Raw genomic sequence first — 15,112 nt, 5'->3', positions numbered from 1 at the left:
CAGGCAAGGGCGAAAAAAAAAGCAGGGATAACCCTGCTTTTTCTCTCTGCCAGGAAAGAAGGATTACTTCTTTTCTTCAGCGGGAGCAGCGGCGGGAGCGGCGGCCTGATCAGCAGCGGGAGCGGCGGCAGGAGCGGCAGCTTGGTCAGCAGCGGGGGCGGCGGCAGGAGCGGCGGCCTGATCAGCAGCGGGAGCAGCGGGAGCGGCAGGAGCAGCAACCGGAGCAGCGGGAGCAGCAGCAGCGGGCTCTTCCTTCTGGCCACAAGCGGAAACGGCGATGGCAACCAGAGCGGCGATGAGGAGAGACTGTTTCATTGTTAGATCCTTTTGATGATGACTTTAACGAAAAACCCCAAGATCAACTAAGTTGATCAGGCCAAAATTATATCAACTTATTCGTGGAACCATAAGTCTGTTGTGCGCTGCGATATTGTTATCGCATGTGTTCTTTTTGTAACACCGGAAATTCATAGCCCCAGGGGGGTTGGCGTGAAGGGAGTGCCTCCTTCCTGCCAGATGTCTTCAAAACGCTGCAGATAGGGGGAAGATTCCTTCTTGTCGGCGATGACCAACTTGGCGCGGGGGTGATCCTGATCGAAGCGGACCAGAGTGTGCTCCTCATCGCCGATGACCAGGGTGTCGCGCAGATGCTGCAGGGAGTCGGGGATTTGTTGCACGTGCACAGCGTGCCCGTGGGTTTGCAGCAACTGGATCAGGCGCGGGTGCTGGCGGTGCAGATGCTCGGTGGTCTTAAGGGCAATGCGTAGGGTCGCGGCGGGATCGCTGGCCAGCAATTGGCGCAGTTGTTCGAAACGGGCCGCCTGCTCAAGTCCCAGTTGTTCCAGATCGGCATCGAAGATGCAGAGGCTGTGCCGGGTATGGGCCAGAACCTGTTCGAAGGAGGTGCGCAACTCGCCCCAGGTGGAATGAATTTGGGTTGGCATGGCTGGGAGTTTAACCCATTGGTAAAATCACAAGCTTTTTGGAAGGGGCTGCCCATGCCTGTCGGTGTGATTGAGGCGCTGGATCATGAGGCGCGCGGGATTGCCCGCCAGGAAGGCAAGGCGATCTTCGTGGAGGGGGCTTTGCCCGGCGAGTTGGTGGAGTACGCCAGTTACCGTTGCAAGCCCAGGTATGAGCAGGCCCATCTGGTCCGTGTCATCCGCAAGGTGGCGAGCCGGGTGGAGCCGCCCTGTCCCCATTTCGGGGTTTGTGGCGGCTGCTCCATGCAGCATCTGGAGTTTGGTGCCCAGGTGGCGGCCAAGCAGCGGGTGCTGGAAGACAGTCTCTGGCATATCGGTCGGGTACGGCCTGAGCAGATCATGCCGCCCATCCAGGGGCCGGCCTGGGGTTATCGCCACAAGGCCAGACTTGGGGTGCGTCACCTGCCGCAGAAGGGGGGCGTGCTGGTGGGATTTCACGAGCGCAAGAGCAGCTACATTGCGGACATCCGGACCTGTCCCATCCTGCACCCTGCGGTATCTGCCCTGCTGCTTCCGCTGCGGGAACTGATTGCCGGGCTCTCCATCAGCGAACGCCTGCCCCAGGTGGAAGTGGCGGTCGGGGAGCAGTGCGTGGCCCTGGTGTTACGTGTGCTCGAACCACCGAGCCCGGCCGATGAGGCGCGGCTGCGCCAGTTTGCCGATGCCCGGCAGGTGGTGCTCTATCTGCAGCCCAGGGGGCCGGACACGGCTTTTCGTTTCCATCCCCTGCCCGGACCGGAACTGGATTACCGGTTGCCGGAGTTCGATCTGCAGATGGTGTTCCGCCCGGTGGATTTCACCCAGGTGAATCATGGGATCAATCGGGTCCTGATCCGGCGGGCCATGGAGTTGCTGGAGCCGCAGCCGGACGAGTTCGTGGTGGATCTGTTCTGTGGCCTGGGCAACTTCACCCTGCCCATGGCGCGTCGCGGCGCCCGGGTGCTGGGAGTGGAGGGCAGCGCCGCACTGGTGCGGCGCGGGGAGGAGAGTGCTAGATTGAATGGTCTGGCGGACCGGGTACGTTTTGCCGTGGCCAACCTGTTCGAGTGCACCCCGGCATCCCTGGCGGCCCTGGGCCCCATGGAAAAGCTGCTGATCGATCCTCCCCGGGAAGGCGCCCTGGAGGTGGTGAAGTCCCTGCCCGATGCGGGTGGGCCCCGTCGCATCGTCTATGTTTCCTGCAATCCCGCCACCCTGGCCCGGGATGCGGCCATCCTGGTTAGCCAGAAGGGCTACCGGTTCCAGTCAGCGGGGGCGGTCAACATGTTTCCCCATACGGCCCACGTGGAATCCATTGCCGTATTCGAGCGTTTCTGACGCTTGTGTTAGAATCCGCGCCTCCGGAGGCTTGGGTGAGTGGTTTAAACCAGCAGTCTTGAAAACTGCCGACGGGCAACCGTCCGTGAGTTCGAATCTCACAGCCTCCGCCAGCATCCGCTACTCACGCCTCTACATCGGCCCAGCAGTTGGGGGTTTCGTAGAGGCGAATCTTTTTCAGCTGCAGATGCTGGCCATAGCTGGCCTGGTAGGCAGGAGCCAGGATGTCGAAGGCGATGCGGGCCAGATTTTCGGCCGTGGGAATATGTTCCACGACGACGGTCTTATGGCCGGGCAGGGTGGACAGGAAATCAAGTACGGCCGTATCGCCCTTGTAGGCCAGGAAGGCATGGTCCCAGGCGTCCACCACCAGATTCTTGGCGATGGCCTTGATGTCGGAAAAGTCCATCACCATGCCGTTTTCGGATTTGCCGGCAGCCTCTAAAACTTCACCTTCGAGCGTGATTTCGATAACGTAGCGATGCCCATGAAGGTTGCGGCATTGGCTCTTGTGGTCCGGAATGCGATGTCCAGCATCGAATTCCAGGCGGCGGGTGATCTGCATGATGGCTAGGGGCGGCTCGAAAGGCGTCGGATTATAGCACTCCATTCCTCCTTCAAATTCAGGGGATTGCATGAGCAATCAAGTCTTGAGCGTGACTGATCATCGACGTGACCGGGCGGGGCTGGTCTACGTCTACCCGGTGGTTTCCCGCAGGGCAGGAGGGGTGTCCGTCGGGATCAATCTGAATGTGAACAAGGCCTGCAACTGGGCTTGTGTTTATTGCCAGGTGGAAGGCTTGAGTCGGGGCGGACCGCCGCCGGTGGATCTGGACCGGCTCGAACAGGAGCTGCAGGGGTTTTTGCAACAGCTGCTCCGAGGGGACTATATGCAGCAGCACGTGGCTGAAGATTGCCGCCGTCTGGCAGATATAGCATTTTCGGGGGACGGGGAACCTACCAGTGCGCCGGAGTTTTCCCAGGCGGTGGCCCGGGTGGCTGCCGTGCTGGAGCGCCTGGGTCTGAGGGGTAATCTGCCCGTGCGTCTGATCACTAATGGCAGTTTCGTGCACAGGCCCGAAGTCCGGGAGGGCTTGGCGGCGCTGGCGGCCTTGGGGGGAGAAGTCTGGTTCAAGGTGGACCGGGCCGATCCCGAGGGGATGTTGGAGGTCAACAAGAGCCGGCAGACGTCCGGGCGGGTGCTGGAGCATTTACGTGGCTGCGCTGCCCTGGCGCCTACCTGGGTGCAAACCTGCTGGTTTGCCAGAAATGGGCTGGAGCCTGATGAAGCGGCCAGGTGTGCTTATCTCGATCTGATCGGCAGGGCCGGAGACCTGCTCAGGGGGATACATCTCTATGGCCTGGCGCGGCCTTCCCAACAGCCGGAAGCGGGAGAACTGGCGCGAATTCCGGAGGAGGCGATGCGGGCCTGGGGGGAGCGGATAGAGCGGGAAACGGGAGTCAGGGTGAGCGTGTCGCCCTGACTCCGTTTAGAGACGGCATTAAGCAGCGTTCTTCATCTTGCTGCGGGCGGACTTCTTCAGGGACTTGAAGAGATCAGCTTCATGTTCCTTCATGTATTCCACCACTTCGAAGTCCTCGCGCTTGATACGCTGGATGTCGATTTGCTCCACATGCACCAGGCGCAGCAGTTCGCGCACGGGCTTGGGCATGTTGCGACCGCTCTCATAACGGGAGCCGCCGCTCTGGGTAACGCCGATCTTGGACCAGAATTGCTGCTGGTTCAGGCCCAGCTTGCGCCGGATTTCGCGGGGGTCGATTTTTTCCAGGGTCTTGATATTGCTCATGTTTAGCCTCTCGTGGGTCAGATTGTCAGGTGACTGCTCTTAGGGGTTTATATACAACCAAAGTCATATACGACTTAAGTATATACATCCTTTGGACATAATTGCAAGTGGCATGTTCAATTTTTTTTGCAGAGCAGGGGCATTTCCTTGTTTTTTTCCCTGCGCTAGAATCCCAAGGTTTTCCTGCACATACCTCATGATTGGATAGCGGAATGGCTTTGATAGTTCAAAAGTATGGTGGCACTTCCATGGGGAGCCCCGAGCGCATCAAGAATGTGGCGCGTCGTGTGGCTCGCTTCCGGGCCGAGGGGCATCAGGTGGTGGTGGTGGTTTCCGCCATGAGTGGCGAAACCAACCGCCTCATTGCTCTGGCCAAGGAAATCCAGGCAACTCCGGATCCCCGGGAGCTGGATGTGGTGATCTCCACCGGCGAGCAGGTCACCATTGGCCTGTTGTGCATGGCCCTGAAGGATGCCGGGCTCCAGGCCAAGAGCTATACAGGGCCTCAGGTGCGCATCCTGACCGATGACGCCTTCAACAAGGCGCGCATTCTTTCCATTGATGAAGCCAACATCCGCGCCGATCTGGATGCGGGGCAGGTGGTCGTGGTCGCAGGCTTCCAGGGGGTAGACGAGGCCGGCAACATCACCACCCTGGGGCGTGGCGGCTCTGACACCACGGGTGTCGCCCTGGCTGCTGCCCTGAAGGCCGACGAGTGCCAGATTTACACCGATGTGGATGGTGTCTACACCACTGATCCCCGCATCGTGCCGGAAGCCCGCAAGCTGGATACGGTCACTTTCGAGGAAATGCTCGAAATGGCCAGCCTGGGTTCCAAAGTGCTGCAGATTCGTTCCGTCGAGTTTGCCGGCAAGTACAAAGTCAAACTGCGCGTGCTCTCCAGCTTCCAGGATGAAGGCGAGGGCACTCTGATCACTGTTGAGGAAGGCAAGAACATGGAACAACCGATCATCTCCGGCATCGCGTTCAACCGGGACGAGGCCAAACTGACCGTGCTGGGTGTCCCTGACCGCCCGGGCATTGCCTACCAGCTGCTGGGTCCCATTGCCGATGCCAACATCGATGTGGACATGATCATCCAGAACGTGGGTCGTGATGGTACGACCGACTTCTCCTTCACCGTGAACCGTCCGGAGTTCGAGAAGGCCAAGGCTGTGCTGGAAAGCGTGCGGCAGCACATCGGCGCCCGGGAAATCGTCGGCGACAACAAGATCTGCAAGGTTTCCGCCGTGGGCGTGGGCATGCGCTCCCACCCCGGTGTTGCCAGCCAGATGTTCCGTGCCCTGGCTGAGGAAGGCATCAACATCCAGATGATTTCCACGTCCGAAATCAAGATTTCCGTGGTACTGGACGAAAAGTACCTGGAACTGGCCGTGCGCGTCCTGCACCGGTCCTTTGGCCTGGACAAGTAATTTGTCAGTTAGGGTTTGACCGGAAAGCGCGAAACCTATATGATTCGCGCCTCCCGTGGAGACGTGGCCGAGAGGTCGAAGGCACTCCCCTGCTAAGGGAGCATACGGGCTAAAACTCGTATCGAGGGTTCGAATCCCTCCGTCTCCGCCAGTACAAAGCAAAACGCCCCTTTTTGGGGCGTTTTGCTTTTCTGGCATTCAAATTTTCCGACCCCCTTGCAGAAAACACCTGGCAGCGCTGCTGCAGGAGCGGCTATGGGTTTGCTCCATGGCAGGACATGCAGCCGATTCCTCTATGGCATACAGCTGGTAGCAGCGGAATCCATTCCCCATGCCAGGTCGCTACGCTTAACAGCAAGTGCAGTGATGATTCCAGATAAATAACTGATGCCTGCCTCTCTGTTGATCCGATAGCATGACATAAGTATTTTGTGCGCCCGGCGTTGTCGGGGGCGAGTCTGCTATCTGACACAAGGAGCGTCGTCATGGCTGGATTAAGTGGTCTGTATCTTGGAGCTGCTGCAAACCTGGTGAGAGGCTATGGGCCCGGCTGGAATCCCGGGGCTGGGAACCTCGACATCCTGTGTAAACCGGAAGCTCAACCGATGGCGCTTCAAGCAGTGGAAGCGTCGGAGGCACGGGGTGACTGGGGGTATCCGGTGATCAGTTTGCACGAAACGCCGGATAGTTTGGTTACGGCACTGCTCGGGTACGAAGTGGAGGCTCCCGGCATGGATCAGGCGCCGCCCTGCCTGCCTGCCGGCGCTCTGCTCCTGTCTGCCCCACAAGGGGAGACGGCGCGCCAGGAACTGGCTACCGTGCTGGGGGTGGCCCTGGACGACCCCAAGCTTCGTTACGCTCTCGTCAAGCTGGTTCGTTCTGACCAGACTCTCCACCATACCACCAAGGAAAACCGGGTTCTGACCACGGTTCATGCCTTGCGGCCTGATCCCAGAATAGGAGTGCACGGCTCCTTCATGCGTACTATGGCCCGCATGCGCCATTTCCGGGCTCATGGACTCAATGATGTCGCTGCCGAGCTGAGCCAGGAGGATGCCAATGAATATCTGGATTTGTTTGCCCAGTGGGGGACCCATTTCGTCTCCTCCCTCTCGATTGGTGACCAGATCGTGCAGGTGTTTGCCTACGATGCGGCTCGGTTCGAACGGGTCCGGCAAGCTCTGGAGGAGCAGGAGGGGGATTTCACCGGGCCTGGCGCGGTCAATTTCCGCTACTTCACTACCGATGCCAATACGGGAGCCTTCGGGTTTGTCCGGCAGTATGGAAAGCTCCTCTGTTTCAGCAATGCTCAGGCTTTTCTGAAAAGTCTGGCGGCAGGTCAGTGGCACGAGAAGACCTGGGCCCGGCAGAACAGCGTGTTTCAAGCTTTTGCCGACGACACGGCCGTGTCTCTGCCGGTGTTGAACGAGTGTTTCATTGAGCAGGCTCCCATCCAGGTCACCCTGGCGCCCCTGACTACTTTTACGGAATACAAACGTACAGCGGTCTGGGGGCGTGTTTTCAAGGCGGCCATGAGCACGGTTTTCGGTGATTCGATCAATCCCAATTTCGCCTCCCTGGACAACACAGATTTCTCTGCCCTGATTCCTGATGACCAGCCGGGCGTCGTGTCCACCATTGCCACGCCCAACATCAATGTTTACAAGGCGCGACTGGATCTGGCCGGGATGCAGCTGGTGGCTCGTTCGGAAGTCCGGAGTTTTATTACCTATGGTTATGTGGTTGCAGCAGCAGGGAAAAACCCCCTTGATTTACCGGGGAGTGAGGTCCGGCTGTTCGGGTACATTCTCGATCTCCGGGCCCAGGGCAGGCCCAATGTGCTTTGCCTGGAGGCTGCTGGTTTCGATAACTTGCAAATCGGCTGCGACCGTTTCCTGGGGGCCGCCCGTTTCGAGTGCCGGGACGACAGCCGGAGTTTTCTGGTCGTCGATGGTTTGCGCTATGACTTGGATGCCAGCGGTTGGCCTTCGGTCAGTGATGATGTGCGGCGACCACCCTCCCAGTCCCTTTTACCCTTGCTGAAGGACAGCCTGGAGTTCTCCCTGGCTTTCGGTGAGGCCGTGCTGGGCATGCAGACGGGGGAGGCGGGGGCAGGGCAGGTCCAGCGTCTGGCCCGTGCTTACCTGAACTGGGTTGGCGTGGTGATCCCAGCCGGGTTGGAGGATGAGGATTTTCTAGCCATGCGTTTTCGTGCCTTGGATCTGGCCCGTTATGCCCCCAATGCCGGTTACGGCGCGTTCGTTCCGATTCTTCCTGCCGGCGATTATGAGGGGGCTGTAAGGAAAATCCTTGATTACCTACAGGAGATCCAGCGCCAGGTCAGCGAGAACACCATCCAGATCAATCAGCGCAAGCAGGCAGAGCTGACCATTGAGGTCGCCAAGACCCTCAATGAGAACATTATCGAGTCGGGCGCGTTGCTCGCCGGCCTGGTCGAAGCCAATGCCCAGTCCGTCAAGGACATGTCGAGTCAGTACGATAGGGTGATCACGGCCAGCCAGGCCGAGGCCAAGGCTCAGCAGGACAAGATCAACGCGCTTTCCAAGGCCTTGTTCGAGCAGCAGGCCGAGGTTGATCAGGCGGTTCAGGAATACAAGGCGGCGGTTACCCAATGGGAAACCATGGAACTCATCAAGTTCGGCCTCGATGTGGCGACCAATACCTTCAGCCTGGCCACATCCGTCCTGATCCCTTCGAGTGCGATCTCGGCCGTCAAGGAGCTGGGGCAGACGGCCCAGCTCATTCAGAAGACCCTGAACGTCCTGAATGCCACCATGAAGGTATACAACACGGTTTCCGGTACCGTGAAGAACCTGCAGGACGCCCAGAAAACCCTGGATGGCCTTGATGACATGGGCTACGGCAATACTGCCGGCTTGAACTGGGATGAAATGTCCATTCAGCTGGATGTGGTCATGTCCACCGGGCCGAGCGGCAGCGGTGTGAACGAGGCCAAGGCAAAAATGGTTGCCGCCTTCAAGATCCTGGCGGCCCGGGGCAAGGCCCTGACCAGTGCCCAGTCCGGCCTGCACCAGATCCAGCGTGACATCTACACGAACCAGCAGCAGAAAATCCTGAATGAACGTCAGGCCGGGCGTCTCGAGCGCCTGGTGGATACCCTGCATCCCGCCCAGGTCAAGGATCTGGACAAGGAAGAAATCGATCTGGTGGGCCTGACCGGCAGCCTCGATTATTTGCGTCGCCAGATGCTCACCACCTTTGCCAAGGCTTTCCTGCTGCAGGACCAGGCCCTGCAATATGCCTGGCTGCAGGCTCCCACGCCCATTGCCAGCTACAGTCTTCTGACCTTCATGCAGTCCCGTATCAAACAGGGGGAGGCAACCCTGGAAGCCAAGTCCCAGCTGCTGCAGTATCAGGCTTCAACCACCAAGCCCATCTCCATCGACATCGAAGGGGTCCTGGTCGAAAACATCAGTAACGGCCATGCCTTCGAGATCGTCATCGATCCCAACACGCCGGCTTTTCGCCAGTATGTGAATCTGCGGGCTCTGGCGGTGGTGGCGGAGGTGCGCGGGGTGAACTCCACTGCAAGTGGCAAGTTGCTCGTCAAACTCACCTTTGAAGACAAGCCCTTCACTGATCGTAACGTGGAGCGCGCTAGTCTGCGCTTCCATACCCCCTGGCGGGAGCGGGTCTATCAGTTCGACCTGGCAACGGGGCAGCCTGATTTTACTGATCAGGGCTATTCCTGGTCCGCAGGGGTAAGCCCTGTCACGCCATTCGGTTCCTGGCTGGTTTCCTTGCCCAAGACCCGGATCAATGAAGGCCTGGCCTGTGCCGGCATGACGGTGGACATCCGGCTGACCTTCATCCTGGAGGCCCGGATTGTCGATGTGCCCCTGCAGCTTGCCGGCAACAGGAGGGCTCGTGCCCGAGGGCCGGGTATCGAAGTCGTACGCAGCAGCCTGATGGCCATGGCCGCCAACGGCTCCCAGCAGCCATCTGCTTCAGGGCTGATTTCCTATCTGAATGGGGCGGGAACGGTGACCAATGGCTGGGATGTGGTCTTCAACATGGGGCTGACCCAGATCAATAGTGCCTTGCGCAAGCAGTACGAGGCCCTCAAGCATGACACCCGTTACAAGAACACGATTTCCGCTCAGACCCGGACCAAGGTGGTGGAAGGGGTATGGTCGATCAAGAAGTTCTATCTGGAGTATGGCTACCCTCTGCTCAACTTCCAGGCCAACAACAACAGCACGGTCCAGTTGCAGATGCCCATAGAAAAAGGCAGCCAGACCAATTGCATCCAGGTCGGCAGCGAACCGGAAAAATGTGATCCCCCGAGTAGCATGGCTGGCAAGACCCTGACGGCAGTCGTCAATCTCTCGAAGGTCATGGGGGTCGCCACCATTGATGGCAAAGAGCACAATCTCCTGAAGGTGGAGCTGGATATGGCTCAGGGGGCTTTCACCGTGGACAACATGGAAATCAGTGACGAGGAAAAGGTGGCGCTGAACGCGGCCATAAAGGCCTATTTTGCCGAAAATCCCGTGGTGTACCTGGTCAATGCCCTGGACCTGAGCAATGTGCCGGTGATCGATGCCATGAAGCCGAATGGCTTTCTGTTCAAGGTCCTGCGCACCGAAGCGAATGTGGACATCCTGCAGCTCTTCATCCAGACCGGTACCCGGGCACTGCTCAATCCCACCCTGACCTTCCTCAACAACGTGCCCGAACCGCTACCCCTGGACAATCAGGTGTCCCTGCTGATCCGTAGCGAACTGTTTTTCTCCGACGTGCTCTCCAGTGCCATGAACAAGTCCGGCTGGAGCCTCGTGGGGCGCAAATCCAGCGAGCCAGGGAAGGCGGCCTGGGGGGAATTCACCCGCGCCCCCGTATCGGCCTCCAATGTGGATCTCAGCAGCCTGACCCAGACCACGACCACCAGCACGGAGTATTCCGGCTCGTGCACGATCACGAAATACTATTTTCCCGACAACAAGGTGACCTGGGATCTGTCGGGCATGACCCTGAAACCCCAGGCCGATGGGCAGATGCTGCTCTCTGGTTCCAAGACCCAGTCCATGGAGGTGGATACCTACAGCACCTACTCCTACTGGCCCTGCATCTTTGGTGATTGTTCGCGGTCCTGGTATGGCTCCTTCAGGAACGACGCTACCTCCAATGTCCAGGCTTTCGCACCTGTCAGTATTGGCGGCAGTGGGCGGGAGCAGCAGATCAACATCTCCATGCAGAGTCAGGCGGTAACGGTGACCGGGCATGTGGCGGGGGGCGGTCCCTCGGGTTCCGATGACCTGGAGGCCAAGGTCAATCAACAGGTCAAGGCCCAGGTTCCGCAGCAGATCGTGACACAGATGAACGTCAGCTTCACGGCGGTTTCCCTGTTTGCCATCAAGAACCTGCTCTTTCCAGCCGACGACTTCATCACTTTCTCTCAGGCCGCCGTGCCGGGAGACATGCTGGTGCTGGGTAACTTCAAGAACCCCTGAGCCAGGTTCCTGGAGCTGCGCTTTCCGGAAAATGCAGAAAAGCCAGCAGGAGCTGGCTTTTCTGCTATTGCTCCCGGGAGCAGAGGGCCCCGGGGCGTGGAGCTCAGGCGGCGTTCAGGGCCTGGTCCAGGTCGGCCAGGATGTCGTCGATGTGCTCGATGCCCACGGACAGGCGGATCATATCTTCGGAGACACCGGCCTTGGCCAGTTCCTCGGGGGACAGTTGGCGGTGGGTGGTGGAAGCGGAGTGGCAGGCCAGGGTCTTGCAGTCGCCGATGTTCACCAGACGGGTGACCAGCTTCAGGGCATCCTGGAACTTGCCGCCGGCTTCACGGCCACCGCAGTTGGTGCCCTTGACGCCGAAGTTGAGGATGCCGGAGGCGCGGCCGCCCATGTACTTCTGCACCAGGGGGAAGTCCTTGTGGTCGGGCAGGCCGGCGTAATTGACCCAGCTCACCTTGGGGTGGTTCTGCAGGAACTTGGCGATGGCCAGGGCGTTGTCGCAGGTACGGTCCATGCGCAGCGCCAGGGTCTCGATGCCTTGCAGGATGAGGAAGGCGTTGAAGGGGCTGATGGCGGCGCCCATGTTGCGCAGGGGCACGACCCGGGCCCGGCCGATGTAGGCGGCGGCACCCAGGGCTTCGGTATAGACCACGCCGTGGTAGGACACGTCGGGTTCGTTCAAGCGCTTGAATTTCTGCTTGTGCTCGGCCCAGGGGAACTTGCCGCTATCGACGATGATGCCGCCGATAGAGTTGCCGTGGCCGCCCAGGTACTTGGTCAGGGCATGGACCACGATGTCGGCGCCGTGCTCGAAGGGGCGGCACAGGTAGGGGGAAGGCACTGTGTTGTCCACGATGACCGGCACGCCATGCTTGTGGGCCACGGCGGCCAGTTTTTCGAAATCGGTGACATTGCCCAGCGGGTTGCCGACGGATTCGCAGAAGACGGCCTTGGTCCTGGCGTCGATCAGCTTCTCGAAGGCGTCCGGGTCCCGGTAGTCGGCGAAGCGCACTTCGATGCCGTACTGGGGCAGGGTGTGGGCGAACAGGTTGTAGGTGCCGCCGTAAAGGGTGCTGGAGGTGACGATGTTGTCGCCGGCCTCGGCGATGGTCATGATGGCGGCCGTGATGGCGGCCATGCCGGAGGCCATGGCCAGAGCGGCGACGCCGCCTTCCATGGCAGCGACCCGCTTTTCCAGGACATCCTGGGTGGGGTTCATGATGCGGGTGTAGATGTTGCCGGGCACCTTCAGATCGAACAGGTCGGCCCCGTGCTGGGTGCTGTCAAAGGCGTAGGACGTGGTCTGGTAAATGGGTACGGCCACCGCCTTGGTGGTGGGGTCCGGGCTGTAGCCGCCATGCACGGCGAGGGTTTCGATCTTCATGTCTCTCCTCTGGATCTTGGTTTGAACGAAAGTCTGGAGTCTAGCAAGGGAGTGGCAGGCCGCTTAGACGGCCTGCCTATAAGCTAATAAGGGTGGGGGGGCGCTCAGCGCCGCTGCCACCCGGTTTCCGTCAGGGGGCTGGGGGCCGGGCGGCCCACATGGTAGCCCTGGGCGTAGTGGATGTGCATTTCGTCCAGGGCATCCAGCACGTCCTGGGATTCCACGAACTCGGCGATCACCTTGAGGCCCAGTTGTCCGGCCAGATCGCGCATGCTCTGCACGAAGGCCTTGTCCCGTTCGTCGTTGAGGATGTTGGCGATGAAATCGCCTTCCAGCTTCAGGTAATCGATGGGGAAGCGCCGCAGGTAATGGAAGGAGGAAAAGCCGGAGCCGAAGTCGTCCAGGGCCAGCTTGAAGCCGCCGGATTTGAGGTCGGCCAGGAAGGCATCCAGCAGGCTGAGGTTGCGCACCGTGTCCCGCTCGGTGATTTCGAAAACGATGCGTTCCGGGGCGATGCCGCTTTCCTGGACCACCCGCTGCAGGGTCTGGGCGAATTCCTTCAGCACCAGGGCCCGGGGCGAAAGGTTGAAGAAGATCAGGCCGTCGAAGGCATGCTGCTTCATGGCCAGCAGGGCTTTTTCGATGACGATCAGGTCCATGCGGTGGATGACACCCATCTTCTCGGCCAGCTCCACGAACTGGTCGGCGCGCAGCACATCCTGCTCGAAGGGCAGGCGGGACAGGCATTCGTAGGCGATGATCTTGCCGGCCTTGATGTCCAGGATGGGCTGGTAGAAAGGCAGGATTTCCTTGTTCTCGATGGCGTTCAGGACCAGCATGCTGCGCTGGCTGATGTCCCGGAAGGTCTGGGCTGCATCCTCGTCGGTGGGAATGGCCACCCGGTTCTTGCCTTCCCCCTTGGCCTTGTACATCAGGGTATCGGCGAACAGGAACAGATCCTTGCTGTCCTGGGCATGGTCGGGGTAGATGGCCAGGCCGATGGACACCGTGGCCTTGATGGGGGCCCCGTCCTCGTGGGGCAGGGCCATGCCGGTGACGGTGGCCAGCATCCGGTTGGCGATCTGGGCGGCGCTTTCCAGGTCCGTTTCCGGCAGGATGATGACGAACTCGTCGCCGCCGTAGCGGGCCAGGATGTCCTCGTTCCTGAGGGCCTGACGGATGTTGATGGCCATGGACTGGAGGAAGCGGTCCCCGACCCGGTGACCATAGTTGTCGTTGATGGTCTTGAAATTATCCAGGTCGATGAGCAGCAGGCCGAACTTGTAGTCGTGGCGCTGGGAGCGGCCCACCTCGTAGCCCAGCATTTCCCAGAACACCCGCTGATTGAAGAGGTCGGTGAGGGGGTCGCGGGTGGCGTAATACTCCAGGTCCCGGGTGTATTTGTAGATGGCCTTCACCGAACCGATCACGTTGAGCAGGGTGGAGAGGACGCTGTCCATCACCAGGTAGCGGGTGTCGTCCACGTCCTGGGCGTGCACCCCGATGCCGACGATGCCGCCGATCTTGGGGGTTTCCACGAAGAAGGACTTGACCCGTACTGCCACGTCCCGCTCGGTCAGATGGCTGACCGGATGGCTGGGCTTGCAGATGTGGTGATGGATGTTCACCGTGGCAATGTCGCCGAAGCGGCTGTGGTCGGCCAGGGCCTGGCGCACGTGGCGCTCCATCATGTCCCGGGTTTCCTGGGTGGGGGGGTGATGCCAGAAGATTTCCAGGTCGAACAGCTCCTCGTCGATCTTGAAGACCGAGAACAGCATGTGGGCCACCAGGATCTTGTTGATCTCGTCCAGGAGCTGGGACAGATACTGGCGCCAGTCCTTCACCACCTCTGAGGTGATGACGAATTTCTCCAGCAGGCTGATCTCGAACTTGAGGATGTCCTTGTCCACGGCGATTTCCCGGACCCGGGCGCCAAACTGGTTGATGCTGGCGAGAATGTGATCCAGCTCCTCGAAACCAGCCTTGCCCTGCTGGAAGTGCAGGTGCTTCAGGTCATCCACCTGATTGATGCTGGCGATGCCTTCTTCCACCGTGTGGATGGCCCGTTCGATGCGGCGATTGACCCAGAACACCACCAGCAGGGCGCCCAGCATGGCCACCAGGGAGAGCAGGGTGAGGCCCGTGAGCAGCTTGCGGTGGCTCTCGGTCAGAAGAGGAGCCAGGTCGTGGGTGACCTCGATGGCGCCCAGGCTGTCCCCCAGCTGGGCGTTGTTGTGGCAGCTCAGGCACTTGGCTTCGGCCCGCAGGGGATACACATGGCGCTGTACCTTGCCTTCTTCCACATGGATGGGCAGGCCGGAGGCAATGGCTTCCTGGAGCACCTGGTCCATGACCGGTTGCTGGATTTCCCCGTAGCGGGCTTCGACGATGGGGGAGCGGTAAATCTGCACCCCTGCAACCCCCTTGGCTGCATCCCGGGTGGACTGGATGAAGGACTCCACCTGGTGCCGGGTCCAGCCCTGGCTCATGAGTTCGTACATGGCTGCGAAGGTGACGCCGGCCAGGGCTGCAGAACTCTGGGAGGCCTGGGCCTTGGCGGACTGCTCGAATTCCCCGCGCATGAAAAGGTAGCTGAGGGCGAAAAACAGGATGGCCACGCCACAGGAGGCAGAGAGGATGAAGGTTTTTAGTTTCATGACGGAGGCGCTTATGTAGTGGCCGTTGTGTA

At 60.0% G+C, this 15,112-nt stretch carries 10 protein-coding genes and 2 tRNA genes; 6 read left to right on the top strand and 6 right to left on the bottom strand.

Translation table 11 applies throughout. The features are described 5' to 3' along the window. Positions 1-63 precede the first annotated feature (63 nt). Both G474_RS22350 and G474_RS21765 read right to left on the bottom strand, forming a co-directional pair. Positions 64-315, bottom strand: a complete 252-nt coding sequence (locus G474_RS22350) for a hypothetical protein (protein WP_043462752.1) — start codon at positions 313-315, stop codon at positions 64-66. Between the two features lie 152 nt (positions 316-467). Further along, positions 468-944, bottom strand: coding sequence for a DUF7931 domain-containing protein (locus G474_RS21765; protein ID WP_051281640.1), 477 nt, complete (start codon positions 942-944; stop codon positions 468-470). A gap of 54 nt (positions 945-998) precedes the next feature. On the opposite strand from G474_RS21765, the gene rlmD reads away from it, so the two are divergent. Together rlmD and G474_RS0101285 are read left to right on the top strand one after the other, a co-directional pair. Continuing rightward, the gene (gene rlmD, locus G474_RS0101290) at positions 999-2,300 is read left to right on the top strand and encodes a 23S rRNA (uracil(1939)-C(5))-methyltransferase RlmD (protein ID WP_026685408.1); all 1,302 of its coding nucleotides are present in this window, start codon (positions 999-1,001) and stop codon (positions 2,298-2,300) included. Positions 2,301-2,325: 25 nt separating this feature from the next. Next, positions 2,326-2,413: transfer RNA gene (locus tag G474_RS0101285), tRNA-Ser, on the top strand. A gap of 11 nt (positions 2,414-2,424) precedes the next feature. Here the strand turns inward: G474_RS0101285 and queD are convergent. Then, positions 2,425-2,865 (bottom strand): 6-carboxytetrahydropterin synthase QueD, encoded by a 441-nt coding sequence (gene queD, locus G474_RS0101280; protein ID WP_043462847.1) that lies wholly within the window; start codon positions 2,863-2,865, stop codon positions 2,425-2,427. A gap of 70 nt (positions 2,866-2,935) precedes the next feature. Between queD and G474_RS0101275 the strand changes: the two genes are divergently transcribed. Next, positions 2,936-3,784 carry a radical SAM protein gene (locus tag G474_RS0101275; RefSeq protein WP_026685406.1) on the top strand — a complete coding sequence of 283 codons (849 nt, stop codon included), beginning with the start codon at positions 2,936-2,938 and terminating at the stop codon, positions 3,782-3,784. An 18-nt stretch (positions 3,785-3,802) separates the two neighbouring features. Here the strand turns inward: G474_RS0101275 and G474_RS0101270 are convergent, their stop codons facing one another. Further along, the gene (locus G474_RS0101270) at positions 3,803-4,108 is read right to left on the bottom strand and encodes a helix-turn-helix domain-containing protein (protein ID WP_425386864.1); all 306 of its coding nucleotides are present in this window, start codon (positions 4,106-4,108) and stop codon (positions 3,803-3,805) included. Between the two features lie 212 nt (positions 4,109-4,320). Between G474_RS0101270 and G474_RS0101265 the strand changes: the two genes are divergently transcribed. From G474_RS0101265 to G474_RS0101255, 3 genes are all read left to right on the top strand, one after another. Next, entirely contained in the window at positions 4,321-5,541 is a 1,221-nt protein-coding gene (locus G474_RS0101265; RefSeq protein ID WP_026685404.1) for an aspartate kinase, read from the top strand. A gap of 57 nt (positions 5,542-5,598) precedes the next feature. Next, positions 5,599-5,692, top strand: a tRNA-Ser gene (locus G474_RS0101260). A 580-nt stretch (positions 5,693-6,272) separates the two neighbouring features. Next, the gene (locus G474_RS0101255) at positions 6,273-11,036 is read left to right on the top strand and encodes an MAC/perforin domain-containing protein (RefSeq protein ID WP_211228035.1); all 4,764 of its coding nucleotides are present in this window, start codon (positions 6,273-6,275) and stop codon (positions 11,034-11,036) included. 103 nt (positions 11,037-11,139) lie between these two features. On the opposite strand, the gene G474_RS0101250 is transcribed toward G474_RS0101255, so the two are convergent. Both G474_RS0101250 and G474_RS0101245 read right to left on the bottom strand, forming a co-directional pair. Then, complete coding sequence (locus tag G474_RS0101250; RefSeq protein ID WP_026685402.1) at positions 11,140-12,423, bottom strand: O-acetylhomoserine aminocarboxypropyltransferase/cysteine synthase family protein; 1,284 nt, start codon at positions 12,421-12,423, stop codon at positions 11,140-11,142. Positions 12,424-12,527: 104 nt separating this feature from the next. Further along, positions 12,528-15,080, bottom strand: coding sequence for a putative bifunctional diguanylate cyclase/phosphodiesterase (locus G474_RS0101245; RefSeq protein WP_051281635.1), 2,553 nt, complete (start codon positions 15,078-15,080; stop codon positions 12,528-12,530). Positions 15,081-15,112 lie beyond the last annotated feature (32 nt).

The sequence above is a fragment of the Azovibrio restrictus DSM 23866 genome (assembly GCF_000429665.1).
GTDB classification, from domain to species: domain Bacteria; phylum Pseudomonadota; class Gammaproteobacteria; order Burkholderiales; family Rhodocyclaceae; genus Azovibrio; species Azovibrio restrictus.
The sequence above is the reverse complement of the archived record's forward strand: the minus strand, read 5'-3'. Positions and strand labels throughout refer to the sequence as shown.